The sequence below is a fragment of the Catenulispora sp. GP43 genome (assembly GCF_041260665.1).
In the GTDB taxonomy this organism is placed as follows: domain Bacteria; phylum Actinomycetota; class Actinomycetes; order Streptomycetales; family Catenulisporaceae; genus Catenulispora.
In genome coordinates, this window is sequence record NZ_JBGCCT010000044.1 from 13,440 (window position 1) to 36,807 (window position 23,368).

Sequence of the window (23,368 nt, forward strand, 5' to 3'; positions counted from 1 at the left end):
GGTGCTCATCCCGGACGTAGTGCAGAGGCAGTCACACCGTCTCCGCAGGACGGAGGACGTCGGTTCGAATCCGGCCGGCCGGGCTTGCCAGGCGTAGTGCAGAGGCAGACACGCCGCACTTCGGATGCGGAGGACGCCGGTTCGACTCCGGCCGCCTGGCCGCATGATCCGGTGCCGCCGGCGCGCGGTGCGTGGCAAGCTTCTGCCACGCTGTCGCGGGCGCGGCCAGGCGTAGCGCAGAGGGAGTCGCACCGCCACCGCAAGGCTGGAACACGCCGGTTCGAATCCGGTCGCCTGGACCCCCGCCCACCCGCGCCGACCGGCCGGGATACGGTGTCATGGTGCTGTCATGCCCCGCTCGGTAATGGCATGCGCTCGTCCTCCATGCGTGGCAGCATGGGCCGCATGGTGAATGAGTCGTGAGCCCTGTCCCCTCCGCCGAGGCGGGCACCGTCCGTCTGGGCACGCCGGTGGGCCGCGGCGTCCTGGCGACCACCATTCTGGGCTCGTCGATGGCCTTCCTCGACGGCACGGTGGTCAACATCGCGCTGCCGCGCATCGGCCAACAGTTCGGCGCGTCGCTGGCCGGGCTGCAGTGGACGGTCACCGGCTACACGCTCACGCTGGCCGCGTTCGTCCTCGTCGGCGGCTCCCTGGGCGACCGCTTCGGCCGCCGCAAGGTGTTCCTGATCGGCGTGGTCTGGTTCGCGCTGGCCTCGCTGGCCTGCGGACTGGCGCCGAGCCTGGGCTTCCTGATCGCCTTCCGCGCGATCCAGGGCGTCGGCAGCGCGCTGCTCACCCCCGGTGCGCTGGCCCTGATCCAGTCCGTCTTCCACCCCGACGACCGCGCGAAGGCCGTCGGCGCCTGGTCGGGCCTGGCCAGCATCGCCGGCGCGGCCGGGCCGCTGGTCGGCGGCTATCTCATCGAGTACGCGTCCTGGCGCTGGATCTTCCTGATCAACCTGCCGCTGGCCGTCGCCGTGGTGGCGATCGCGATGCGGTACGTGCCGGAGTCCAGGGAACTCGTCGCCGGGCACTTCGACCTGCCGGGCGCGGCCCTCGGCGCGCTGGGACTCGGCGGGGTCACGTACGCGCTGGTGGAGGCCGGGGTGAAGGGACTGGGCTCGGCGAGCGTGGTCGTGACCGGGCTGGCCGGGATCGCGGCGCTGGTGGCGTTCGTACTGGTCGAACAGCGCTCCCCGGCACCGATGATGCCGCTGTCGCTGTTCAGCTCCCGGGAGTTCAGCGCGGCCAACGCCCTGACGCTGACGGCGTACGGTGCGCTCGGCGCGCTGTTCTTCTTCTTCGCGACGTACCTGCAGGTGGTCGGCGGCTACAGCCCGCTGCAGGCGGGACTGGCCTCGCTGCCGCTGACGATCGTGATGATGACGCTGTCCTCGCGCGTCGGCGCCCTGACCACGAAGGTCGGCGCGCGCCGGCTGATGACGGCCGGCGGCGTGCTGACGGCGATCGGCACGCTGATCCTGTCGACCTCCGGCCACCACCCGCACTACTGGACCCACATCCTGCCGGCCCTGCTGGTCTTCTCCCTCGGCATGGTGATGATCGCGGTCCCGGTCACGGTGACGGTCCTGAACTCCACCACCACCGACCGTGCCGGCATCGCCAGCGGTGTGAACAACGCGGTCGCCCGCGCCGCCGGCGCCCTGGCGGTGGCGGCCTTCCCGCTGCTGGTGGGCCTGAAGGGCGACGCCTATGCCAACCCGGCGAAGCTGGAGCCGGCGTTCAGCAAGGCGATGGTGCTGGCCGCGCTCCTGTTCGCGGTCTCCGGCGCCATCGCCTGGTTCGGCATCCGCGACGAGGCCACCCGCCCCACCCCGGAGCACGCGGTCGAGGAACCGCAGTGCACGACGTGCCTGCCGATCGGGAGCCCGCCGCTGGAGCCGGCGCACGATGCGGGGTAGGCGGGAACGCCGCGCCGAGGAGATCGCCGCGGCCTTCTGAGTCGGCGCTCGGGATGGTGGCGGTCAGCCGCCGGTGATCGCCCCCGGATCCGACTGCTTGACGCCGCCGGTCACCCCGCCCGGGTCGGGCGCGACGACGCCCTCTCCGCCCTCGTGGACCGCGTCCCGCTGCTTCTCGCCGCCGCCCGTGTAGTTCGGGTCCGGCTCGACGACGGCGCCGTCGTGATCGGGATCGGCACTCATGAGGATCCCCCGTTCCTGGTGAATAAGTGCTCTTACAGAGTCTGTTCCCCGGAGTCGAGCTCCGCCAACCGCTCCCGCGTGGCCTCCGCCTCCGGCGACTCCAGCGCCTCGAAGACCGCCAGCGCCTCGCGCAGCGCCTCGCGGGCCTCCACGGGCCTTCCCAGGGCCTTCAGGGGCCTCGCCAGCGAGCGCAGGGCCTCCGCCTCCACCGGGCGGTCGCCGGCCTCGCGGGCGGCCCTCAGAGCCAGCCGGTAGTCCTCCTCGGCCTCGGCGGGGCGGTCGAGGTCCATGCCGACCTCGGCGCGGTTGAAGGCGATGATCGCCTCGTAGCGGCGGTTGCCGGCCTCGCGGGCGGCGGCCAGGGCCTGGGTCTGCGCCGTGCGGGACTCCTCCAGGCGCCCGGCCTGCTGCAGCATGTTGCCCAGGTTGGTCAGCGAGGAGGCCACCTGCTGCTGGTTGCCCAGTTCGCGGAACAGGGCCAGGCCGCGGCGGTGCATCTGCTCGGAGGTGGTGTAGTCGCCCAGCCGGCTGTGGCAGCCGGCGATGTTGCCCAGGATCGAGGCCACCTGCGGCTGGTTGTCCAGCTCCTCGGCCAGGGCCAGCCCTTCGTGGTACACCTCGATCGCCTCGGTGTACTCGTGGACGTCGTACAGCACCAGGCCCAGGCCGTTCAGCAGGCGGCCCTCGGCGGCGCGGTCGCCGATCCGGCGCGCGCTGGCCAGGCCGGTCTCATAGCCGGCGCGCCAGTGGGGCCAGTCCGTGCGCAGCTGGTAGCAGCCCAGCAGGGTCACCGGCAGGCGCAGCGCCAGTTCGTCCCATCCGGCGTCGGCGGCGTGCGCCAGGACCGCGCCGAGGTTCTCGCGTTCGGCGTCGTACCAGGCCATCGCCTCCAGCGCCGAGTCGAATGCCGGCGCCGACGGCTCGCCGGGCCGCGGCGGCACGGTCTCCAGCAGACGCCGCTTCTCCACGGCCCGCGAGACGTTCTCGGCCGTGTGCAGGTACCACGACACCAGCCGCGCCAGCGCCTCATCCCGCTCCGCCGCGCTCTCATCGGCCTCGGCGCGCTCCAGCGCGTAGGCGTGCAGCAGGTCGTGGAGCTCGTAGCGGTCCGCGGTGCGCTGCTCGACCAGGTTCTCGTCGACCAGCGCCTCCAGGGCGCCGCGGGCCGCGCCCTCCGAGGTGCCGGCCAGCGCCGCCACCGCGCCGCTGGTGAAGCCGCGGCCGGGATGCAGGCTCAGCAGCCGGAAGGCGCGCGCCGTGGCCGGCGGCAGGTCGCGGTAGGACAAGTCGAAGACCGGACGCAGCTCTCGGCCGCCGGCGCGCACCGCGTCCAGGCCGCTGTCGCGCAGGTACGCCGCCAGCCGCTCCAGGCTCCAGGACGGCCGCGAGCGCAGCCGGGCGGCGGCCAGCGACACCGCCAGCGGCAGCAGCCCGCACAGCCGCACCACCTCGGCGGCGGCCTCCGGCTCGGCGTCCACGCGGGCCCGGCCCACGATCCGCGCCAGCAGCTCCAGCGCGTCGCGCAGCGGGAAGACGCCCAGCCGGAACAGGTGCGCGCCGTCCAGGCCGGCCAGGTTCCGGCGGCTGGTGACCAGCACCAGGCAGCGCGGGTCGGCCGGGATCAGGTCGGCGACCTGCGCCTCGTCGGCGGCGTTGTCCAGGACCAGCAGGGCGTCGCGGCCGGCGATCCGGTCGCGGAACATCGCCGCGCGCTCGTCCCGGTCGGCCGGGATGGCCCGCGCCGGCACCTCCAGCTGGCGCAGGAAGGAGTCCAGGACGTCGGCCGGGTCGGCCGGGGCCGCCTCGGCGTCGAAGCCCCGCAGGTTCACGTAGAGCTGCACGTCGGCGAAGCGCCCGGCCCGGACCAGTTCGTGCGCGGCGCGGATGGCCAGCTGGGTTTTGCCGACGCCGGCCATGCCCTCGATCGCCGAGACGACTACGGTGCGCGGTGCCTGCGCGCCGCCGGCTTGCCCGGCCTGCCCCTGCCCGGCTTGCCCGGCCAGTCCGACCAGGGCGGCCAGCTCGGCCAGTTCCTCCCGCCGGCCCGTGAACGTCGCCAGCTCGGCCGGCAGCTGGCGGAACACCCCGCCGGTCCCCGCGGCCCGCCGGGTCGCGTGCGCCGCCACACAGGCCGCCCGCCACCGCGCCGCCTGCGTCTCGGGCACCCCGAGCGCCTGCACGATCGCCGCGACCAGTTCGTGGTTCAGCCGGCGGCGCGCCGGGTCGAAGACGTCGCTGATGGTGGAGTGAGTGACGTCCTGCGGCGGTTTGAGCAGTGGGCCGACGCGCTTGGCCAGGAGGCGGAAGGGCGGCGAGCCGGCATACGCGCGCAGCGTCCGCAGCCGCTCGATGAAGTCGGCGAGGTCCACGCTGCCGACCGGGTCGGGGGCGGCGGAGATGGTCTGGTCCGTCACACAAACCCTTCCATGACACCGTTCGGCGAGGATCGCCGCAGGTCTACGGCTTGCGGATGAGTGTACGGAGTTGTACGGGATTCTCGCCTCCGAGTATCGCCAATGCTTAATCTCGACGTGCGAGTCGCGCAGCGGATGGTGCGGCGGCACCCCGGCTGCGTGGGGCGGAGCCCGGGAGGCTGTGCGCTGTCAACGGGGGTTGCGACGGCCGACTTCACCGCGTCTTGCGGAACTCGTGGGGGGTTCCGCAAGGCGCGGCTGTGGTTTTCGAGGTTTCCCGCCAGCACGACAGAGCGCCCCGACCGGAAAGATCCGGTCGGGGCGCTCTGTCGTGCTCGTGCCTCAGCGCGTCCTCACGCCTCGCCGCCGGTCGGGCCGGCGCCCGCGGCGCGCACGTCGTGCAGCTGGTACTTGCGGATCGCCTCGGCCGGGGCCTCCCGCTTGACCTCGCCGCGCTTGGCGAGCTGGGCCAGGACGGCGGTCACCACCGACTCGGCGTCGATGTGGAAGAACCGGCGCGCGGCGCCGCGGGTGTCCGCGAAGCCGAAGCCGTCGGCGCCCAGCGAGGTGTACCGCTGCGGCGACGTCGCGTCGCCCGGCACCCACTGCGCGATCTGGTCCGGGACCGCGCGCATCCAGTCCGACACCGCGACGATCGGGCCCTCGGTGGCGCCCAGCGTCTGGGTGACGTAGGGCACGCGCGGCTCCTCCTCGGGGTAGAGCAGCGCGCGCTCGTCGGCGGCCAGTGCGTCGCGGCGCAGCTCGGTCCAGGAGGTGGCCGACCACACGTCCGCGGCCACGCCCCACTCCTCGGCCAGCATCTGCTGCGCCTTCAGCGCCCAGGTGACGCCGACGCCCGAGGCCAGGATCTGCGCCTTGGGCCGGTCGGCCGGGCCCTCCGGGGCGGCCGCGTAGCGGTACAGGCCCTTCAGGATGCCCTCGGTGTCCACGCCGGCCGGCTCAGCGGGCTGCTGGTACGGCTCGTTGTAGACGGTGACGTAGTAGAACACGTCCTCGCCGTGCGGGTGCTCCTCGGAGGACCCGTACATGCGGCGCAGACCGTCCTGCACGATGTGGCTGATCTCGAACGCGAACGCCGGGTCGTAGGCGACCGCCGCCGGGTTCGTGGACGCCAGCAGGTGCGAGTGGCCGTCGGCGTGCTGCAGGCCCTCGCCGGTCAGCGTGGTGCGCCCGGCCGTGGCGCCCAGCACGAAGCCGCGCCCGAGCTGGTCGGCCATCTGCCAGAACTGGTCGCCGGTCCGCTGGAACCCGAACATCGAGTAGAAGATGTAGACCGGGATCGTGGCCTCGCCGTGCGTGGCGTAGGAGCTGCCCGCGGCCACCAGGGACGCCGTCGAGCCGGCCTCGCTGATGCCCTCGTGCAGGATCTGGCCCTGCGTGGACTCCTTGTACGACAGCAGCAGGTCGCGGTCCACGGCGTCGTAGGTCTGGCCGTGCGGCGAGTAGATCTTCGCGGTCGGGAACAGCGAGTCCATGCCGAAGGTGCGGGCCTCGTCCGGGATGATCGGCACGAACCGCGCGCCGATGTTCTTGTCCCGCATCAGGTCCTTCAGCAGCCGGACGAAGGCCATGGTGGTGGCCATCGCCTGCTTGCCGGAGCCCTTCTTCAGCTGCCCGTAGACGTCGTCGCCGGGCAGGATCAGCGGCTTGGTGCGCACCTGGCGGCGCGGCAGGTAGCCGCCGAGCGCGGCGCGGCGCTCCTTCATGTACTGGATCTCGGGGGAGTTCTCGCCCGGGTGGAAGTACGGCGGCAGGTCCGCCTCCAGCTGGGCGTCCGTGATCGGCAGGTGCAGCCGGTCGCGGAAGCTCTTGAGCTCGGCCTTGGTGAGCTTCTTCATCTGGTGCGTGGCGTTGCGCGCCTCGAAGTGCTCGCCCAGCGTCCAGCCCTTGATGGTGTGGGCCAGGATCACGGTCGGCTGGCCGGTGTGCTCCCGGGCCGCCTTGAACGCCGCGTAGACCTTGCGGTAGTCGTGGCCGCCGCGCGACAGGGTGCGCAGCTGGTCGTCGGACATGCCGGAGACCATCTTGCGCAGCCGGGCGTCGTCCCCGAAGAAGTTCTCGCGGATGTAGTCGCCGGTCTCCACCGAGTAGGTCTGGAACTGGCCGTCGGGCGTGGTGTTCATCTTGTTCACCAGCGCGCCGTCGGTGTCCTGGGCCAGCAGCGGGTCCCAGTCGCGGCCCCAGATCACCTTGATGACGTTCCAGCCGGCGCCGCGGAAGGTGGACTCCAACTCCTGGATGATCTTGCCGTTGCCGCGCACCGGGCCGTCCAGGCGCTGCAGGTTGCAGTTGATCACGAAGGTCAGGTTGTCCAGCTCGTCGCGGGCGGCCAGGCCGATCGCGCCGAGCGACTCCGGCTCGTCGGTCTCGCCGTCGCCGAGGAACGCCCAGACATGGCTGCGCGAGGTGTCCGCGATGCCGCGCGAGTACATGTACTTGTTGAACCGCGCCTGGTAGATCGCGCCGATCGGGCCCAGGCCCATCGAGACGGTCGGGAACTCCCAGAAGTCCGGCATCAAGCGCGGGTGCGGGTAGGAGGACAGGCCGTAGGGCGCCTGGGAGGTCTCCTGGCGGAAGCCGTCCAGGTGCTGCTCGGTGAGCCGGCCCTCGAGGAACGCGCGGGCGTAGATGCCCGGCGAGGCGTGGCCCTGGAAGTAGACCTGGTCGCCGGACTCGCCGTGGTCCTTGCCGCGGAAGAAGTGGTTGAAGCCCACTTCGTACAGCGACGCGGCCGAGGCGTAGGTGGCGATGTGGCCGCCGACGCCCAGGCCCGGACGGTTCGCCCGGGACACCATGATGGCGGCGTTCCACCGGATGAACGCACGGATCCGGCGCTCGATGTCCTCATCCCCGGGGAACCACGGCTCCGCCTCCGGCGGGATCGTGTTGATGTAGTCCGTGGAGCGCAGGCCCGGCACGCCGACCTGTTTCGCGCGGGCTTCCTGGAGGAGGCGCAGCATCAGGTACCGCGCACGCTGGCGGCCCTGTTCGTTGACGACCGAGTCCAGGGACTCGATCCACTCCGCTGTCTCGTTCGGATCCACGTCCGGCAGCTGAGTGGGCAGGCCGTCACTGATGATGGGGAATCGCTCTTGTCCGGGTGCCACTGTCGTCCTTCAACCTAGACACAGATCTTGTAGATCTTCTCGGTTACATCGTCCACCATCGTCTAACGCGCATGCCGTGGACGTCACATCTACTCGATGGTAACCGGTATAGACCGGTATAAATGCGTGCCGAGGGGTGGTCTTCGCCGGAGTCCGGGTGGTCTTCGCCGGAGTCCGGGTGTGAACTGAAGACATGCGAGCAACAGTTGGAGACCGGCTTCACGTGCACGCCGCCCACGTCGGCGAGATGGACCGCAGCGGCGAGATCATCGAGGTCCAGGGGGACTCTGGCACCCCTCCCTACCTGGTCCGGTTCGACGACGGGCACCAGGGACTGGTGTTCCCCGGACCCGACGCGGTCGTCGAACACGGCGCCTCCGCGCCCGCCGGCGGCGACACCGCGCCGGACTCGCCGTCCGACGGGTAGTTGCGTCTTGGGCTTCCGGCGTATGGACTAGGGGAATGCAGAACGACATGAAGGAGGACAGTTCCGTGGGCGCGGTCGCGGACACGGTTCAGGCCGCCGCAAACCCGCTGGCGGTGCGCCTGGGCTTCCAGGCCGGCGAAGTGGTGCAGGAACTCGGCTGGGACGAGGACTGCGACGAGGAACTGCGTCAGGCCATCATGGACACGATCGGCGCGGATCTGGTCGACGTGGACTTCGAGGGCGTGGTCGACGCCGTGGTGCTGTGGCACCGTACGGACGACGGCGACCTGGTGGACAACCTGGTCGACGCGCTGACCTCGCTGGCCGACGGCGGCCCGATCTGGCTCCTGACGCCCAAGGCCGGGCGCCCGGGGCACGTGGAGCCCAGCGACATCGGCGAAGCGGCCCCCACGGCCGGACTGTCGGCGACCTCCAGCATCAGCGCCGGCCCGGACTGGTCCGGCACCCGGCTGGTGAGCCCGAAGGCCGGCGGCAAGCTGGCCAAGTCCACGGTCCGGGCCAAGGCCGACAGCACGGAGAACTAGCGGCGATGTCCTCCCCGAACGGGCCGCCTGACGGCGGCCCTTCCATCCATCCCTCGAACAGTCCGGCGCCGGCCGGCCCGGCAGGCGTGCCCCGCCCAGGTTCCGGAGCGGGTTCCGGAGCCGGTTCCGGTTCCGGCCCCGGGGCGGCCTCGCAGGTCCAGGCCGAGCAGCCACCGGTCCCGGCGGTCGGCGATCGGGCGCCGGCCTTCACCCTGACCGACCAGCACGGACAGAGCGTCTCCCTGGAGGATTTCCGGGGGAAGCAGGCCGTGCTGCTGGTCTTCTATCCCTTCGCCTTCTCCCGGGTCTGCGGCTCGGAGCTGCAGGCGATCCACGAGAGCGTCGGCGACTTCCAGAACGAGCACGTCCAGGTGCTCGCGGCGTCGTGCGACGCGCTGTACTCGCTGCGCGCGTACGCCGACGAAGCCGGCTTCGGCTTCCCGCTGCTGGCCGACCACTGGCCGCACGGCGGGGCGGCGCGCGCGTACGGGGTCTTCGACGCCGAGCGCGGTTGCGCCGTCCGAGGGACCTTCCTGATCGACCGAGAGGGTGTGGTGCGCTGGACCGTGGTGAACGGTCTGGCGGACGCGCGCTCACTGGACGATTACCGGGCCGCGCTGGCCGCGGCCGGGGTGTAAGACAACCATCCGGCTCGCCGGCGCACCGCCGCCGGCGACTCACCCGCATAGGAAACCATCACGCCATGCCCTGCCACCGCTGCGGCGCCCGCCAGACCGACCCGGTCCGCGGCGCGTCACCGTGGCGGCGGGGCGTGCGCGCGGGGGAGCAGGTCCTGGTCTGCCCGGACTGCCAGCGCGGCCGCGACTGGACCGCCGACCTGGCGCACTGCGCCGCCTGCGGCTCGCCCCGCCTGGTCCGCGCACTTGGCAACACGCAATGCAAGGACTGCGGAGCCGAGGACCACGTGACCCCCGAGGCCGCCGCGACCCCCGAGAGAGCCGAGGCGGCCACCGAGTCGCGCTCCGGCGTCACCACCTTGTCCGAAGACGTGCACGCGGCCCTGGAGCGGCATTTCGGCCAGAGAACCGACTGAGCGTTCCGGCTTGCCCCCACGGGGTAGCAAACTGTAGTCAGATGGATAGGGATGTCAGACAACTTCATCAGCCAGGGGGTACCGCCATGCGCCTGAACCGGATGATCATCAGGGCGTCCGACGACGGCGAGGGGGGCGGCCGCGTCGAGAAGATGACAGCGGCCAGACCGGTCCAGTCGCTCACCAGCCGCGGCGCCGCCGCGGGCACACTGCGCGTGAACCTCATCTGGGACCAGCTCCCGATGATCCCCACCCCGCGCCCCACCGGAGGCCTCAAACTCTCCTCCCGCCGCCTGGAACCCCCGCCGATCAGCCACGGCCGCCTCGTCGACCTGGACCTGGGCTGCCTGTACGAGTTCACGGCCGGCCAGCGCGGCGTGGTCCAGGCCCTGGGCCACCGCCGAGGCGACTTCGAACGCCCGCCCTACATCCGCCTGGACCAGGACGACCGCAGCGGCAGCGCCATAGGCGAGAACCTGTTCATCAACCTGGACCACGCGGACGAACTGAGCCGCATCCTCATCTTCGTCTTCGCCTACCAAGGCGCCTTCGACGGAGCCAACGCGAAGGTGACCCTGCACCCGGCCATCGGCAATCCGCTGGAGATCAAGCTGGAGAACCCCATCGCGCAGGCGAAGTCGTGCGCGGTGGCGCTGCTGCTGCGCCACGGCCCGGACCTGGTGGTGCAGCGCGAGGTGCAGTTCACGACCGGGTTCCAGTCCGAACTGGACCGCATGTACGGGTGGGGGATGCGGTGGCAGGACGGGCAGCCTAAGGGGCTGGGCTAGGGCCGGGGCGGGGCAAGGTTCGGGGCCGCTTCTTGGGGTTGCAGCGGCCCCTGCGCTGGAGCTGTCTTCTCCTGCGGGAATCTCGGGCCGCGAGAGGCGGTTCGGTCGGGTACTCTTTCCCTCTTGAGGGTCGCCCTGGCGGCCTTCTGGAGGGCGCATAGCTCAGCGGAAGAGCACTCGGCTTACACCCGAGCGGTCGGCAGTTCGAACCTGTCTGTGCCCACCTACGACAACCAGCAGGGGCGCACCGAGCGGTGCGCCCCCGGCTTAGCCGGCTGGTTCGGTCAGCCGGGCGATGAGTTCTTCGATCCCCGGGACGTCGACTCCCGGGACCGTCGTGAGGTTGCGAAGTTCGTCGATTGCCTCTGCCACTATGTGGGCGGACGGACGTTGCTGAAGAATCTTCTCTATGTCCGTGCGCGCGGTGGCGAAGTCGCCGAGGGCAGCGAGATAGACGACCAGATTCATGGTGTCGGCGAGCGGGTCATCGGATGATTCGCTTCGGGACCGAACAAGCGCGACAGCGCTCGCGAGTTCTGCTGTTGCTTCTGAACCGCGGTCGAGGAAGAACAATACGATCGCGCGCAGGTAGCGATACCAGCCGTCTTCAGGGTCGTCGTCGAGTTCGAGAGCTCTGTCGATGTCGATGAGCGCTTCGTTGTACCGCTTCACGGCCTGGTAGGTCTGGCTGCGGGTGGCGATGGCCCACGCTTTGTCGGGGTCAAGCTCGAGGGAGCGGGTGAAGTCGGTGAGTGCTTCGTCGTACCGCTTCATGAACTGATAGGTCCACCCGCGGTTGGTGATGGCCCATTCGAAATCGGGATCGAGTTCGATGGTGCGGGTGAAGTCGGCCAGAGCTTCGTCGTACCGTTTCAGGGCCTGGTGAGTCTTCCGGCGACAAACACGCTCTCGTCGAGGTACGCCGTGGCTCCGCCGTGCTCCTCGGCGAGCCGTTGCAGGGCGGCGGATCAGGAAGGTCTTGCCTACGCCGCCGTCTCCGTGGGTTGAGAACACGAAGCGCCGCTGCGGATCCGTGGCGGGCAGGGTCAGGTTCGTGCGGAACTGTGTGAGCTGTCCGTGCCGGAATGCCCCCCCACTGACAGAAAACTCACAGGCGCCCATTATCGGCCCCGAGCGGAGGGGCGGGCCAGCGACTCGTAGGCTGGTGAGGCTATGGAAGTCACCTACGTCTGCCGGCAGGCATCGCCTCAACGCCCCAACGACGACTTCGTCCTCGCCGCCGAGCGCTTCGTCATCGTCCTGGACGGCGCCACCGGGCCCGCCGGTGTCGACTCCGGCTGCGTCCACGACGTCCCCTGGCTGGTCGCGCACCTGGCGACGAACCTCGCCGGCCGGCTTGTGCGCGAGCCGCAGGCGGCGTTGGTGGACGTCCTGCGCGAGGGCATCGCCGCGACGATGCGCGATCACGCGGGGCAGTGCGACCTGACGAATCGCGACAGTCCTTCCAGTACCGTTGCGATCCTGCGTCGCAATGCAGAGACCGTGGACTACATCGTGCTCGGCGATTCGGCGGTGGTGATCGAGCATGGCGATGGCGAACTGCTCGTCGCGCACGACGACCGCGTCGAATTCCTCGATGAATACTCCCTCGCCGCTGTCAGTCGTCTGCGTAACACGGACGAGGGTTTCTGGATCGCGTCCAACCGTCCCGAGGCCGCCGACGAGGCGTTGGCCGGGAGCGTCCCGCTGCGGGAGGTCACCCGGGCCGCGCTCATGACCGACGGCATCACGCGCCTGGTGGAGCGTTACGGCCGGTCGTGGCTCGATCTGCTCGATCGGCTGGAGAAGGAGGGGCCGGGGCAGCTTGTCGCCGACGTTCGCGCCGAAGAACTCGCGGCGCCGCCCGGCACGTACCGCGGCAAGCTCCATGACGACGTGACCGCCGTCTTCTGCCGCTTCTGATCCGATCTGGCCCGATCCGATCTGATCGGATCTGATCCGACGCCCCACGCGGAGCCTTCGAGCCTTCCCGGCGTCCGGATCTTCGTTCGTCTACCGTGGACACATGCTGGTGACCAATCACGTCCTGTCCGGTGCGGTCATCGGGGCGGCTGTGCGGCGTCCGCTGCCGGCCTTCGCGCTCGGGGTGGCGTCGCACTTCGCGCTGGACTCGCTGCCGCACTGGGGCGACTGGGAGAGCAGGCAGCACTTCATGCGGGTCGCGGTGGCGGACGGGCTGTCCGGGCTCGCCGCCATGGGTGTCGTCACGAGTGCCGTGATGCGGACTCCGGCGAAGGGGCGCACCAGGCTCGCGGTGTCCGTGGTGCTCGGGATGGCCGGTGCGGCGTTGCCGGATCTCGACAAGCCCGCGCACATCATCTTCAAGCGCAAGCTGTGGCCGGACGCGGTCAACCGGTTCCACAGTCGCATCCAGGACGAGGCTCCGGGGCGCTTCGTCTCGCACGAACTGGTCGCCGCCGCGACGTTCGCGGTGTCGGCGGCGGCGTTGATCAAGCGGCGTGCGGCCGTCGGATAGGGCTTACGCCGACGCCGGGTGTACGGGCCGGCCGCGGTCGGGCGGGGCCTGCTCCGCCGCCGATGAGGCGATGCGGACCACCTCGTCGGCGATATCCGGCTCCGGGAGGGCCGCGGCTGCCGCGGCGGGGGCCGGTTTGGGTTTGCGCGGGACGCGGGCGCCGGAGGAGCCGCCGCGGCCCGGGTACATCAGGAGGCCGTTGACCGGGTCCGGGACGGCGTCCAGGGCCGCCTTCACCACTGTCGCGTCCCGGAAGGCGGACCAGCCGCCGACGGGGACGTCCTCGGGGAAGCAGAGCTCGAGCACCACGCCCCAGGGACGTTCGACCCAGGTCCAGTCCTGCGCGCCGTACTCCAGCGCGGTGCGGATCAGGTCACGGCCGTGCGTGTCCTTCCAAGCGGCCGCGGAGAACTCGCCGTCCGCGACCTCGATCGACCACCATTCGCCCACCCGGCCACGGTATGCCCCCGATGGTGGGGAAAGAAGGGTTCGGCGGGCTTCCGGGCCGGCGTTCGCCACGGGCGAACAGGTTGTGTGAAATTCCTATACTGAGCCGTTCGAGCCGGAGGCGCTGAGGACGCCGGCCAGGGCGTCGGCGAGCGGTTCGACGTCGGCCAGGTCCAGTTGGGCGACGGTGATGCGGATGCCGGGCGGGCTGTCGACGCGGAACCAGGCGCCGGGGGCCACCGCCCAGCCGGCCGCGAGCAGGCCGCTGACCACCACCGCCTCCTCGGGGACCGGGATCCACACGTTGATGCCGGTGGTTCCCCGGGACTCGATGCCGCGGGCGGCCAGGGCGGCGATGAGGGTCTGGCGGCGTTCGGTGTAGACGCGGGCGGCCTCCACGATCTGCGCCTCGACCGCCTCGTCCGTCCACAGCCGGTGGACCTGCGCCTGGATCAGCTGGCTGACCCAGCCCGCGCCCAGGCGGAGCCGGCCGGCCATCCGGCCGCCGGTGGTGCCGTCGGCGGCGACCACCGCGCAGCGCAGGTCGGGTCCGTAGGCCTTGGACAGGGAACGGATATGGGCCCAGTGCTCCGTGGCCCCGGCAAGGGTGTAGAGCTCGTGGTGCCGGGTGATGTCGGCGCCGTGGTCGTCCTCGATCAGCAGGACGTCGGGGTGCCGGGCCAGCAGCGCGCGCAGGGCTTCCGAGCGGCCGGCGGACACCGCGGCGCCGGTCGGGTTCTGTGCGCGGCTGGTGATGATCACCGCGCGCACGCCGCGTTTGAGGGCCGCGGTCAGGCCGGCCGGCGTCATGCCCTCGGCGTCGATCGGGACCGGGACGGCGGTCAGGTTCATGGCCGGCAGCAAGCGGTAGACGGCGCCCCAGCCCGGGTCCTCGACGGCCACCGTGTCGCCGGTGCGCAGGTGGGCGGACAGCGCGCGGTCGATGGCGTCGCCGGCGCCGAAGGTCAGCAGCAGGTCGCCGACCGGGACGCCCTCGGCGCCGAGCCGGGCGCGGGCGGTGGCTAGCAGGTCCGGCAGCATCGCCTCGCCGGCGTAAAGACGCTGCGACGCGCCGCTGGGGAACACCAGATCCGGCAGCAGGCGGCGGTCCGGGTCGCCGGTGACCAGGTCCTTCGCCCCGGGCGGGATCGGGAAGCTGAGGTTGCGCGGGGCGGTGGCCGGCTGCGCGCGCACCCGGGTGCCGCGCCGGCCGGCGGTCTCCACTGCGCCGCGGTCGCGCAGCAGGCGGTAGGCGGCCGAGACGGTGTTGGGGTTCACCCCGAGATCGGCCGCGAGGTCCCGGATCGGCGGCAGGGCCTGGCCGGGCGGCAGGTGGCCGTCGGCGATGCCGGCCTCGATCGACGCCGCGATCTGGCTGGCGCCTCGGCCCGAGATTTTGTACGCTGCCGGTGAGGGTGTTTGAACTACCACAGTTACTAGTTTGCACTAGGACGAAACATGACGCAAGCGGCCCCAAGTCAGACGCAGACGCAGATGCAGACGCAGAGCCAGACCACGTCCCCGAACCCCGCAGCCCCGGTCCGCGACGCCGAGACCGAGGCCTGCCTGTTCGGCCACGGTGCCGAGGGCGCCTACGAGCAGACCCCGCGCACCACCGCCACCCGCTACCAGAGCCGCGTCGGCTACGACCGCGCCGCCGTCCACGCGGTCCTGGACGAGGCGCTGGTCTGCCACCTGGCCTTCGTCCACGAGGGCGCCCCGGTGGCCCTGCCGACGGTCCACGCCCGCTCCGGCGACCGGCTCTACGTGCACGGCTCGACCGGGGGCCGCTTCGCGCGCCTGGACGGCCGGCCGGTGAGCGTCACGGTCACCCTCTTCGACGCGCTGGTCCTGGCCCGCAGCTGGATGCACCACTCGATGGCCTTCCGCAGCGTCGTGGTCCACGGCACGGCCCGGGTCGTCGCCGACCCCGCCGAGCGCCTCGACGCCATGCGGGCCCTGATCGACCACATCGCCCCGGGCCGTACCGCCGAGTCGCGCGAGCCCACCCGCAAGGAGCTGGCGCAGACCGCGATCCTGGCGCTGGACCTGGAGCAGGTCTCGCTGAAGGCGCGCGGCGACCAGGTCGCCGACGACGAGGAGGACCTGGCGCTGCCGTACTGGGCCGGGTCGATCCCGCTCGCGGTGACCGCCGGCGCCGCCAAGCCCGCCCCGGACCTGCTGGACGGCATAGCGCCGCCGGAGTACGCGCAGCACTACACGCGGACGCGCGCCTGCGGGTACGCGCACTGAGAGCGCACTGAGAGCGCACTGAGATTCGGACGCTGCCAGAAGACGCCGGGCCGGCGGCGGGTGCTCAGATCCGCTGGATGATCGTCGCGATCCCCAGCGCCCCGCCCTGGCACATGGTCAGCAGCGCGTACTCCTTGTCGGCCCGCTCCAGCTCGTGCAGCGCCGTGGTGAACAGGCGCGCGCCGGTGGCCCCGACCGGGTGCCCGATCGCCAGCGCGCCGCCGTTGACGTTCACCTTGGCCAGGTCGACGTGGTGGGCGCGGGCCCACGACAGCACCACCGAGGCGAAGGCCTCGTTGATCTCGAACAGGTCGATGTCCTCGACGGTCATGCCGGCCTTGGCCAGCACCGCGGTGGTGGCCGGGATCGGGCCGTCGAGGTGGAAGTAGGGGTCCGACCCGACCATCACCTGCGCCACGATGCGGGCCCGCGGACGCAGGCCCAGGGCGCGCGCGGTGTCCCGGGAAACCCACAGCACCGCGGCGGCGCCGTCGGAGATCTGGGAGGCGGTGCCGGCGGTGTGGATGCCGTCCGGGAGCACGGGCTTCAGGCCGGCCAGGCCTTCGCGGGTGGTGTCGCGCAGGCCCTGGTCGCGGCCGACGGCGCGCCACATGCCGTGCTCGTCGCGCTCCTCCTCGCGGGTCGGGACCTGGACCTCGAACACCTCGCGGTCGAAGCGGCCCTCCGCCCAGGCCTGCTTGGCCCGCGCCTGGGACAGCACGCCCAGCTCGTCGATGTCGTCGCGGGTGATCCCGTGCTTGCGCGCGATCCGTTCGGCGGCCTCGAACTGGTTGGGCATGTCCAGGTTCCACTCGTCCGGCTGAGGGCGGCCGAAGCCGGACTTGGCGTTCGCGCCGAGCGGGACCCGCGACATCGCCTCGACCCCGCAGCCGATGCCGACGTCCACGGTGCCGCCGGCGACCATCGAGGCCACCATGTTGTTCGCCTGCTGCGAGGAGCCGCACTGGCAGTCGATGGTGGTGGCGGCGGTCGAGTACGGCAGGCCCATGGCCAGCCACGCGGTGCGCGCGACGTTGAACCCCTGCTCGCCGGCCTGGGTGACGCAGCCCCCGACGATCTGCTCCACCGCGTCGGCCGGCACGCCGGTCCGTTTCAACAGCTCCCGGTAGGTCTCGCCGAGCAGGTACGCCGGGTGCAGATTCGCCAGGTCGCCGTTGCGCTTGCCGATCGGGGTGCGCACCGCCTCGACGATGACGGCTTCGGACATGACGGCCTCCTGCCGGGACGCGGGACTCCGGGGCTCCGGGACTCCGGGGCTCCGGACTCCGGGACTCCCCGCGAAACTGATACAGGTTCTAGTTTTGGTGAACCTAACAGCAATCCCGCGACAAGGGAACGGGCCGACCGGAGGTGAATTCCGGTCAGCCCGCTCGGGGGTCCGCGTCACTGCGCGGGATCCGTCAGCAGCCGCATGCTCCGCTACAGGCGCAGGAGCCACCGCTCTGACAGCCGCACTTGCAGCCGCCGCCGCAGCTGCAGCTCCCGGCCTCCGGCTCCAGGACGACGATCGGCAGCGCCCGGCTCTCGGCGGGCGTCGGCGGAGTGCCGTCCAACGGCATCTGAGGGACTTCCGACAATGACTGCTTTGCCATAGCGCCTCCTTCGCTGGCGGCGGGCCGGGTGGCGCGGCGGGGATCCGCCACAAGCCGCCAATGCCGCCGGTTTCCAGTCAAAAGGGAGATCTGCCCCGGGTCAATGGCCGGTGGGCACACGCCACCCGGGGCGCCAGGGGCGCGCGGGTGCGGATCAAGCCTCTGCGGCGCCCCTTGAACGCCCGCTCCGCTCCGCCCTACCGCCTTACCGCGTTCCGCCCTACCGCGCCCCGGCCAGGGCGACCTCCGCCGCCACCGGCAGATAGTTCGGCCCCGAGAAGTCCCACCCGGCGATCACCTTCCGGTAGTGGATCGTCTCCTGGTCCGGCGCCGGGCTGGTGCGGGTGTACTCGCGGTAGCCGGCGGCGGCGCACATGCGCTGGTTCTCCCACATCATCACGTGGGTCAGGAGCCTGAGCTCGGGCAGCCAGAGCTGGCGGGCGTGCTCCTCGGCGAAGGCCAGGACGCGGCGGCCGATGCCCCGGCCCTGCAGGTCCGGGGCGACGGCGAAGTTGTCCACGTGGAGCCAGCCGTCCTCGGGGACCAGGGTCACGGTGGCGATGGCCGGGCTGCCGACCACGAACAGGCAGCCGCGGCGCATCAGGTGCGGGTAGTCGGCGTCCATCGGGGCCGGGCGGGAGCCGATGCGGTCGACGTAGTGGCGGTAGGCCGAGTGGGTGACGGCGTGGACCGCCGCGAGGTCCACCGGCACCGCGTATCGGACTCCCAGCGGCTGCATGATCGTGCCTCTCCTTCTCCCCGCCCCTCGACTGTTCTCCACCGCAGGCTGGCACAGGCGCGGGCGGCGTGAGGGCCGATCAGGCGTCGTTCATCAGACAAGGTGACAGTGCTGGTGAGTGGACCGGGGGGCCTGGAGGGGCCGGACCTCAGGCCGACAACGGCAACCGCGCGGCGTGCTCGTGCCGCTGGTCGAGCCCGAGGTTCCGGTAGATCTCCAGCGTCGCGGTGGACATGTTCAGCGTGATGAAGTGCAGCCCCGGCACCCCCTCGGCCAGCAGCCGCTCGCACATCCGCGTCGTCCACTCGACACCGACCTCGCGCACCGCGGCCTTGTCGCCGTCCACCGCCGTCAGCGCGCGCTCCAGCTCGGCCGGGAACGCCTGCCCGGTCAGCCCGGTGATGCGCTTGATCTGCGCGACGTTGGTCACCGGCATCACGCCCGGCAGGATCGGCACGTCGCAGCCCGCCGCCGCGACCCGGTCGCGCAGCCGCAGATAGTCGTCGGTGAGGAAGAACATCTGCGTGATCGCGAAGTCCGCGCCCCGGCGGCACTTCGCCACGAAGTGCTCCACCTCCGAGTCCCAGTCGGGCGAGCGCGGGTGCATCTCCGGGAACGCCGCGACGCCCACACAGAACTCACCCGATTCCCTCACCAGATCCACAAGCTCGCTGGCATAGCTCAGGCCCTCCGGATGCGCCTGCCAGTCGCCCAGCGGGTCGCCCGGCGGGTCGCCGCGCAGCGCCAGGATGTTGCGCACGCCGGCGTCCGCGTACTGCCCGACCACGTGCCGCAGCTCGGCCACGGAGTGGTTCACCGCTGTGAGGTGCCCCACAGGGGTGAGCGTGGTCTCGGCGGCGATGCGCTCGGTGGTCTCCACCGTCTTCATCCGGGTGGTCCCGCCCGCGCCGTACGTCACCGACACGAACGTCGGCGAGTACCCCTCCAGGCGCCGCAAAGCACGCCAGAGCTGCTGCTCCTGAGCGTCGTCCCGAGGTGGGAAGAACTCGAAGGAGTAGGAGCGCTCGCCGCGGGCCAGCAGCTCGCGGACGGTGGCGGCCCGGTCCGGCCGCACAGACGGGAGTCCCAGTGCCATGAATCCACCGTACTGAGCATGTCGCCCTTTGTAAGGCAGAGTCGCCGCACGTCCCGAGACGCGAGACACGGGCCCCGCAGGACCAGCCGTATGGTTGTTCCCGTGAACCCCCTGGACCGCCACTCCCTGCGTACCCGCGTTGACGCCGCTTTGTCGGCGTTCCTGGACCGCCAGGGCGCGGCCCTGATCGCCATGTCGCCCGAACTGGCGCCGCTGCCGACCGCGCTGCGCGAGTTCCTGGACGGCGGCAAGCTGATGCGCCCGGGGTTCTGCTACTGGGGCTGGCGCGGTGTGCTCGGCGACAGCGCGACCGCCGAGGAGGAGGACGGCATAGTCCACGCCGCCGCTTCCCTGGAACTGCTCCAGGCATCGGCGCTGATCCACGACGACTACATGGACGACTCCGACACCCGCCGCGGCATGCCGGCCATCCACCGCCGCTTCGCCGCCGCGCACCGCGAGGCCGCCTGGGAGGGCTCCGACGCCCGGTTCGGGGCCGCGGCCGCGATCCTGCTCGGCGACGTCTGCCTGACCTGGTGCGACGAGATGTTCGCGGGCAACGGCCTGCCCGCCGAGCGGACCGCCGCGGCCCGCCGGTACTTCGACGTCATGCGCACCGAGGTGATGGCCGGGCAGTACCTCGACGTGCTCGCGCAGGCCCACGGCCTGGACGAGCCCGAGCGCGCGGCCCAGCGGGCCCAGACCGTCATCCGCTTCAAGTCCGCGAAGTACACCATCGAGCGGCCGCTGCACGTCGGCGCGATGCTGGCCGGCGGCGGCCCGGACGTCGTCGCCGCGTACTCCGCCTACGGCCTGCCGCTCGGCGAGGCGTTCCAGCTGCGCGACGACGTGCTCGGGGTGTTCGGCGACCCGGCCGCCACCGGCAAGCCGGCCGGCGACGACCTGCGCGAGGGCAAGCAGACGCTGCTGGTGGCGCTGGCCGCGGCGCGCGCCGACAGCCCGGCGGCGATCAAGACGCTGCGCGCCGAGCTCGGGAACCCCGGCCTGGACGCCGCCGGGGTCGCCGAACTGCAGGACATCATCCGCTCCACCGGCGCGCTGGACGACGTCGAGACGCGGATCGCCGCGCTGACCGACGAGGCCCGGGCCGCCCTGGCCGCGGCGCCGATCGACGCGGAGGCCAAGGCCGTGCTGGGGGAGCTGGCGGTCATGGCGACCGCCCGCAAGAAGTAAGCAGCCGGGGTCCCTAACCCTGCTGGTTCAGCCCGTCGACCACCGGCCGGCCGTGCTCGAACCCGAGCCGGGTCACCGTCGCGGTGTCCAGCCGGAAGAACCGCCCGTCCGCCGGCGGCAGCCCGAGCCAGCGGGCGCACAGGATCCGCAGCACGTGGCCGTGCGCGACCAGGCAGACATCCTCGCCCTCGCCGCCGGCCAGCATCGGCCGCACCCGCTCCAGCACCCGGTCCACCCGCGCCCCGACCTGCTCGATGGTCTCGCCGGGGTGCTCGTGGTCGCCGGGCACGACGCCGTCGTCCCACAGGTACCAGCCGGGCCGCGTCCGGTGGATCTCGTCGGTCGTCACCCCCTCGTAGCCGCCGTAGTCCCACTCCAGCAGATCGGGGTCCTCGACCGCGCCGGTCAGCCCGGCGAGCTCGGCGGTGCGCACGGCGCGCGTCAGGGGGCTGGTGTAGACGGCGCCGAAGGTGCGGCCGGCCAGGAGTTTGGCGGCGGCGCGGGCCTGGTCCTCGCCGACGGTGGTCAGCGGCAGGTCGGTCAGGCCGGTGTGGCGCCCGGAGCGGCTCCACTCGGTCTCGCCGTGGCGGAGCAAGATCAGCTCAGACATGTCCCCGAGCGTAGCCGGACGCGGCGCGCCGTGCGTGACGGGCGTCGGTACGCACGATGACCTCCGGCTTCCGGCGCGTCAGCTCCCCGACTTGGCCGAGGCGATGGCCAAGGCGACCGCCTCGGCCATCGCCTTGGCCGCGTATCCCGCCGCGCGGTTCGCCGCCGCGTCCGCGACCGGACCGGCAGGGGCCGGCGCCGGGCGCAGCGGCGCGCGCCGCACCGGCATCGGCCTGCCGGCGGTGGGCCGCACCTGGGTGGGCGCGGTCGCGGTCGTGAAGGCCGCCAGCAGTCGGCGTGCGGTGTCCGTGAACGAGTGCAGGATCGAGTTCTCCGTGTCGCTCAGCGGGTGGCGTCCGCCGCTGCTCGCCGCGACTGCGGTGCCGGCGCGTTCGCGCGGCCACAGCGAGCCGTCCAGGAACTCTATTGCGTGCCGTCCGTCCAGGGCCGCCACGCGGCCGCCGGAGCGCCGGACCGCGCGCAGCAGGCCGGACTCGCCGTGCGCGTCGTGGGCGGCGTTGCAGTGGCCGCCGACGCGCCAGTAGGTCTCGCTGTCGACGGCCAGCAGCCGGGCCGAGGTGGACGGCCGGGGGCCGGTGGCCGGGACGCGCTCGGCCGGGGTGCGGCGGTGTGCCTCGGCGACGACCAGGTCCATCCGGTGCGGACCGCGCAGCGCCGCCACCGCCGCCGCGATCGCGCCCGGGGCCAGCGCCAGGCCGGGGTCGGCGAACACCATCGCCTTGCCGCGCGCGGCGACGGCGAGTTGTTCGCAGGCGTGCGCGTGGGCGCACCAGCCCGGCGGCGTCGGAGAGCCCGTCAGCAGGCGCAGGCGGGGGTCGTCCATCGCCGCCTGGAGGACCAGGCGGCGGGTGAGGTCCGTGGAGCCCGCGTCCAGGAAGACGACGTCCAGCCTCGGCACCCGGATCTGGCTCAGCAGGGCCCGCACACACCGCAGGACGCGGCGTTCGTCGTTCAGGAGCGGGACGAGGACCGAGACGGTCTCGGCGGCCGGGGGCGGATCGGCGGACAGGGCGGACGGCACAGACGGCGCGGGCAGAGCGGTCGAGGCGCCTGCCAGGTGTCGATTTCGTCCCACGCGCTACAGCATCCCCACCGCGGGCCGTGATCGCAGTGTGGCGGAAAGCCGGGTGGGCCGTGAGGGTGACCGCCGGGGAACCAAACGAGCCAAAAGGGGCGGGACCCGCGCCCCCACAGACGCGGATCCCGCCAAGGCCGTATGGCCTTCCCTACCCCCACTGGCACCCCCACCGGGTGCGTCGGAGGCCGCGTAGAAGCAGCACATCCGATCATCCATATAGACGTTCGAGGGGGTGGGTAGGGTTGCAGTGTCACAGCGTTCTGTATGTTGCGATTTAGTAACAGCGCCCGCTGCCTCCGCCGTCCGACGTATGTGCAGGTACTCATGCCGGACCTGAGTACTAATACCCATGAGGATGTCGGTGCCATGCGCCACACTTGATGACGGCACGCGATGGTCGCGCCACGGTGGGGAGTGTCGGGGAGGCACTGGCCGGCCGCGTGTCGCATGGGGGAAGACCCGGTCCCGTTTGATGGGGCACTGCCGACACGGGGCGGCCAGAGCTTCGTGAAACGGGACCGGATCGGGCACGCAGGACGGCCGGCGCGGTGCCGGCCGCCTTCGAGAGCGCGGCGGCGTTGAGGGATTCCCTCCGCCGCCGTCGTCGTCTCCGCAGGCCGGCGCCTGCCGATTCACTCATTTGAGCGAGTCTTGACCCGATTCCGTTGAGGGCGGGTGGCCCTCGGGGGTAGCCTGGTTCGAGTCGAACAAAGATTCGATGATGGGTCCGACGCCCGGAACGGCCTCCCCGCCGGGCGGTCGCGGGAGGGGAAGCCCGTGGCCGTCCGTTGGCCGGTCCGGGCGTGCGGACGAGTGAGGTGGCGGCTATGGAGGCTGCGATGAGTGCGAATGGGACGGGTGCCGAAGTGAGCACCGATGACGAACTGATCGACGTACTGCGCCGCCACGGCGAGCCGGCGCATTTCATCTGGCGCGGCAAGCTCTACCGCGTGCGCCAGGTCCTGTCGCACTGGATCCAGGTCGGCGCGGACTCCGGCGAACTCCCCTCCGTGCTGTTGTGCACCGACCGGCGCCTGGGCACCGTGGAGACGCTGGTGTTCGGCCGCGACCGGGAGATAGAGCGCGAGCTGTGGAGCGTGCGCGCGAGCATCGGCCGGGACGGCGACGTGGAGGTGTTCCAGCTGTGCCACGACGTGACCTCCGGCGGCTGGCTGCTGGTCGCCGAGTCCCTGAGCTGCCTGCCGGAGCACGTCGGCAGGGTGCTGAGATTCCCGGAGAACTGACCGCCACCGCCGTTCACGGGGATTTCCCGCCTTCAACACCTGTTTTTGTCAGT

Annotated in this window: 21 protein-coding genes, 4 tRNA genes and 1 pseudogene; 15 read left to right on the plus strand and 11 right to left on the minus strand. The window is 71.8% G+C overall.

The features are described 5' to 3' along the window. Positions 1-10: 10 nt before the first annotated feature. The 4 genes from ABH926_RS49000 to ABH926_RS49015 all read left to right on the plus strand — a co-directional run bounded on the left by ABH926_RS49000 (position 11) and on the right by ABH926_RS49015 (position 1,925). Positions 11-83, plus strand: a tRNA-Ala gene (locus tag ABH926_RS49000). A 4-nt stretch (positions 84-87) separates the two neighbouring features. Continuing rightward, a tRNA-Arg gene (locus tag ABH926_RS49005) sits at positions 88-160 on the plus strand. Positions 161-225: 65 nt separating this feature from the next. Further along, a tRNA-Ala gene (locus tag ABH926_RS49010) sits at positions 226-299 on the plus strand. Between the two features lie 120 nt (positions 300-419). Further along, a complete protein-coding gene (locus tag ABH926_RS49015) occupies positions 420-1,925 on the plus strand; it encodes an MFS transporter (RefSeq protein WP_370374288.1) in 1,506 nt (501 codons plus the stop codon). Positions 1,926-1,988: 63 nt separating this feature from the next. Here ABH926_RS49015 and ABH926_RS49020 read toward each other — a convergent pair whose 3' ends face one another. The 3 genes from ABH926_RS49020 to aceE form a co-directional block, all read right to left on the minus strand. Next, positions 1,989-2,168: a hypothetical protein gene (locus ABH926_RS49020; protein WP_370374289.1), complete on the minus strand. Its 180-nt coding sequence runs from the start codon at positions 2,166-2,168 to the stop codon at positions 1,989-1,991. Positions 2,169-2,200: 32 nt separating this feature from the next. Then, on the minus strand, positions 2,201-4,582 hold the full coding sequence (locus ABH926_RS49025; protein WP_370374290.1) for a tetratricopeptide repeat protein: 2,382 nt from the start codon (positions 4,580-4,582) through the stop codon (positions 2,201-2,203). A 353-nt stretch (positions 4,583-4,935) separates the two neighbouring features. Next, complete coding sequence (gene aceE, locus ABH926_RS49030) at positions 4,936-7,710, minus strand: pyruvate dehydrogenase (acetyl-transferring), homodimeric type (RefSeq protein ID WP_370374291.1); 2,775 nt, start codon at positions 7,708-7,710, stop codon at positions 4,936-4,938. Between the two features lie 193 nt (positions 7,711-7,903). On the opposite strand from aceE, the gene ABH926_RS49035 reads away from it, so the two are divergent. The 6 genes and pseudogenes from ABH926_RS49035 to ABH926_RS49060 all read left to right on the plus strand — a co-directional run bounded on the left by ABH926_RS49035 (position 7,904) and on the right by ABH926_RS49060 (position 10,747). Continuing rightward, complete coding sequence (locus ABH926_RS49035) at positions 7,904-8,137, plus strand: DUF1918 domain-containing protein (RefSeq protein ID WP_370374292.1); 234 nt, start codon at positions 7,904-7,906, stop codon at positions 8,135-8,137. A gap of 35 nt (positions 8,138-8,172) precedes the next feature. Beyond that, positions 8,173-8,682: a DUF3052 domain-containing protein gene (locus ABH926_RS49040; RefSeq protein ID WP_370374293.1), complete on the plus strand. Its 510-nt coding sequence runs from the start codon at positions 8,173-8,175 to the stop codon at positions 8,680-8,682. Positions 8,683-8,867: 185 nt separating this feature from the next. Beyond that, positions 8,868-9,320, plus strand: a pseudogene (locus tag ABH926_RS49045) (peroxiredoxin); the annotation flags it as partial. 65 nt (positions 9,321-9,385) lie between these two features. Next, a complete protein-coding gene (locus ABH926_RS49050) occupies positions 9,386-9,736 on the plus strand; it encodes a hypothetical protein (RefSeq protein ID WP_370374294.1) in 351 nt (116 codons plus the stop codon). Between the two features lie 86 nt (positions 9,737-9,822). Further along, on the plus strand, positions 9,823-10,524 hold the full coding sequence (locus tag ABH926_RS49055) for a Tellurium resistance (RefSeq protein WP_370374295.1): 702 nt from the start codon (positions 9,823-9,825) through the stop codon (positions 10,522-10,524). Between the two features lie 151 nt (positions 10,525-10,675). After that, positions 10,676-10,747: transfer RNA gene (locus ABH926_RS49060), tRNA-Val, on the plus strand. 44 nt (positions 10,748-10,791) lie between these two features. On the opposite strand, the gene ABH926_RS49065 is transcribed toward ABH926_RS49060, so the two are convergent. Further along, entirely contained in the window at positions 10,792-11,646 is an 855-nt protein-coding gene (locus tag ABH926_RS49065; protein ID WP_370374296.1) for a tetratricopeptide repeat protein, read from the minus strand. Between the two features lie 51 nt (positions 11,647-11,697). Between ABH926_RS49065 and ABH926_RS49070 the strand changes: the two genes are divergently transcribed. Together ABH926_RS49070 and ABH926_RS49075 are read left to right on the plus strand one after the other, a co-directional pair. Continuing rightward, positions 11,698-12,447, plus strand: a complete 750-nt coding sequence (locus ABH926_RS49070; RefSeq protein WP_370374297.1) for a protein phosphatase 2C domain-containing protein — start codon at positions 11,698-11,700, stop codon at positions 12,445-12,447. A 103-nt stretch (positions 12,448-12,550) separates the two neighbouring features. Further along, positions 12,551-13,021 (plus strand): hypothetical protein, encoded by a 471-nt coding sequence (locus tag ABH926_RS49075; protein ID WP_370374298.1) that lies wholly within the window; start codon positions 12,551-12,553, stop codon positions 13,019-13,021. A 3-nt stretch (positions 13,022-13,024) separates the two neighbouring features. Here the strand turns inward: ABH926_RS49075 and ABH926_RS49080 are convergent, their stop codons facing one another. Both ABH926_RS49080 and ABH926_RS49085 read right to left on the minus strand, forming a co-directional pair. Then, positions 13,025-13,471, minus strand: a complete 447-nt coding sequence (locus tag ABH926_RS49080; protein ID WP_370374299.1) for a hypothetical protein — start codon at positions 13,469-13,471, stop codon at positions 13,025-13,027. A gap of 93 nt (positions 13,472-13,564) precedes the next feature. Then, positions 13,565-14,899 carry an aminotransferase class I/II-fold pyridoxal phosphate-dependent enzyme gene (locus tag ABH926_RS49085; protein WP_370374300.1) on the minus strand — a complete coding sequence of 445 codons (1,335 nt, stop codon included), beginning with the start codon at positions 14,897-14,899 and terminating at the stop codon, positions 13,565-13,567. Between the two features lie 27 nt (positions 14,900-14,926). Here ABH926_RS49085 and ABH926_RS49090 point away from each other — a divergent pair, with 27 nt between their 5' ends. Continuing rightward, entirely contained in the window at positions 14,927-15,721 is a 795-nt protein-coding gene (locus ABH926_RS49090; protein WP_370374301.1) for a pyridoxamine 5'-phosphate oxidase family protein, read from the plus strand. 64 nt (positions 15,722-15,785) lie between these two features. Here ABH926_RS49090 and ABH926_RS49095 read toward each other — a convergent pair whose 3' ends face one another. The 3 genes from ABH926_RS49095 to metF form a co-directional block, all read right to left on the minus strand. After that, positions 15,786-16,949 (minus strand): steroid 3-ketoacyl-CoA thiolase, encoded by a 1,164-nt coding sequence (locus ABH926_RS49095; RefSeq protein WP_370374302.1) that lies wholly within the window; start codon positions 16,947-16,949, stop codon positions 15,786-15,788. 605 nt (positions 16,950-17,554) lie between these two features. Next, positions 17,555-18,073: a GNAT family N-acetyltransferase gene (locus tag ABH926_RS49100; RefSeq protein WP_370374303.1), complete on the minus strand. Its 519-nt coding sequence runs from the start codon at positions 18,071-18,073 to the stop codon at positions 17,555-17,557. Between the two features lie 148 nt (positions 18,074-18,221). Beyond that, the gene (metF, locus tag ABH926_RS49105; protein WP_370374304.1) at positions 18,222-19,169 is read right to left on the minus strand and encodes a methylenetetrahydrofolate reductase [NAD(P)H]; all 948 of its coding nucleotides are present in this window, start codon (positions 19,167-19,169) and stop codon (positions 18,222-18,224) included. Positions 19,170-19,259: 90 nt separating this feature from the next. Here metF and ABH926_RS49110 point away from each other — a divergent pair, with 90 nt between their 5' ends. Next, positions 19,260-20,363 (plus strand): polyprenyl synthetase family protein, encoded by a 1,104-nt coding sequence (locus ABH926_RS49110; protein WP_370374305.1) that lies wholly within the window; start codon positions 19,260-19,262, stop codon positions 20,361-20,363. A gap of 13 nt (positions 20,364-20,376) precedes the next feature. On the opposite strand, the gene ABH926_RS49115 is transcribed toward ABH926_RS49110, so the two are convergent. Both ABH926_RS49115 and ABH926_RS49120 read right to left on the minus strand, forming a co-directional pair. Beyond that, positions 20,377-20,973, minus strand: coding sequence for a histidine phosphatase family protein (locus tag ABH926_RS49115; RefSeq protein WP_370374306.1), 597 nt, complete (start codon positions 20,971-20,973; stop codon positions 20,377-20,379). Positions 20,974-21,051: 78 nt separating this feature from the next. Continuing rightward, a complete protein-coding gene (locus ABH926_RS49120) occupies positions 21,052-22,068 on the minus strand; it encodes a glycosyltransferase family 2 protein (RefSeq protein ID WP_370374307.1) in 1,017 nt (338 codons plus the stop codon). Positions 22,069-22,937: 869 nt separating this feature from the next. On the opposite strand from ABH926_RS49120, the gene ABH926_RS49125 reads away from it, so the two are divergent. Further along, a complete protein-coding gene (locus ABH926_RS49125; RefSeq protein ID WP_370374308.1) occupies positions 22,938-23,315 on the plus strand; it encodes a DUF6504 family protein in 378 nt (125 codons plus the stop codon). Positions 23,316-23,368 lie beyond the last annotated feature (53 nt).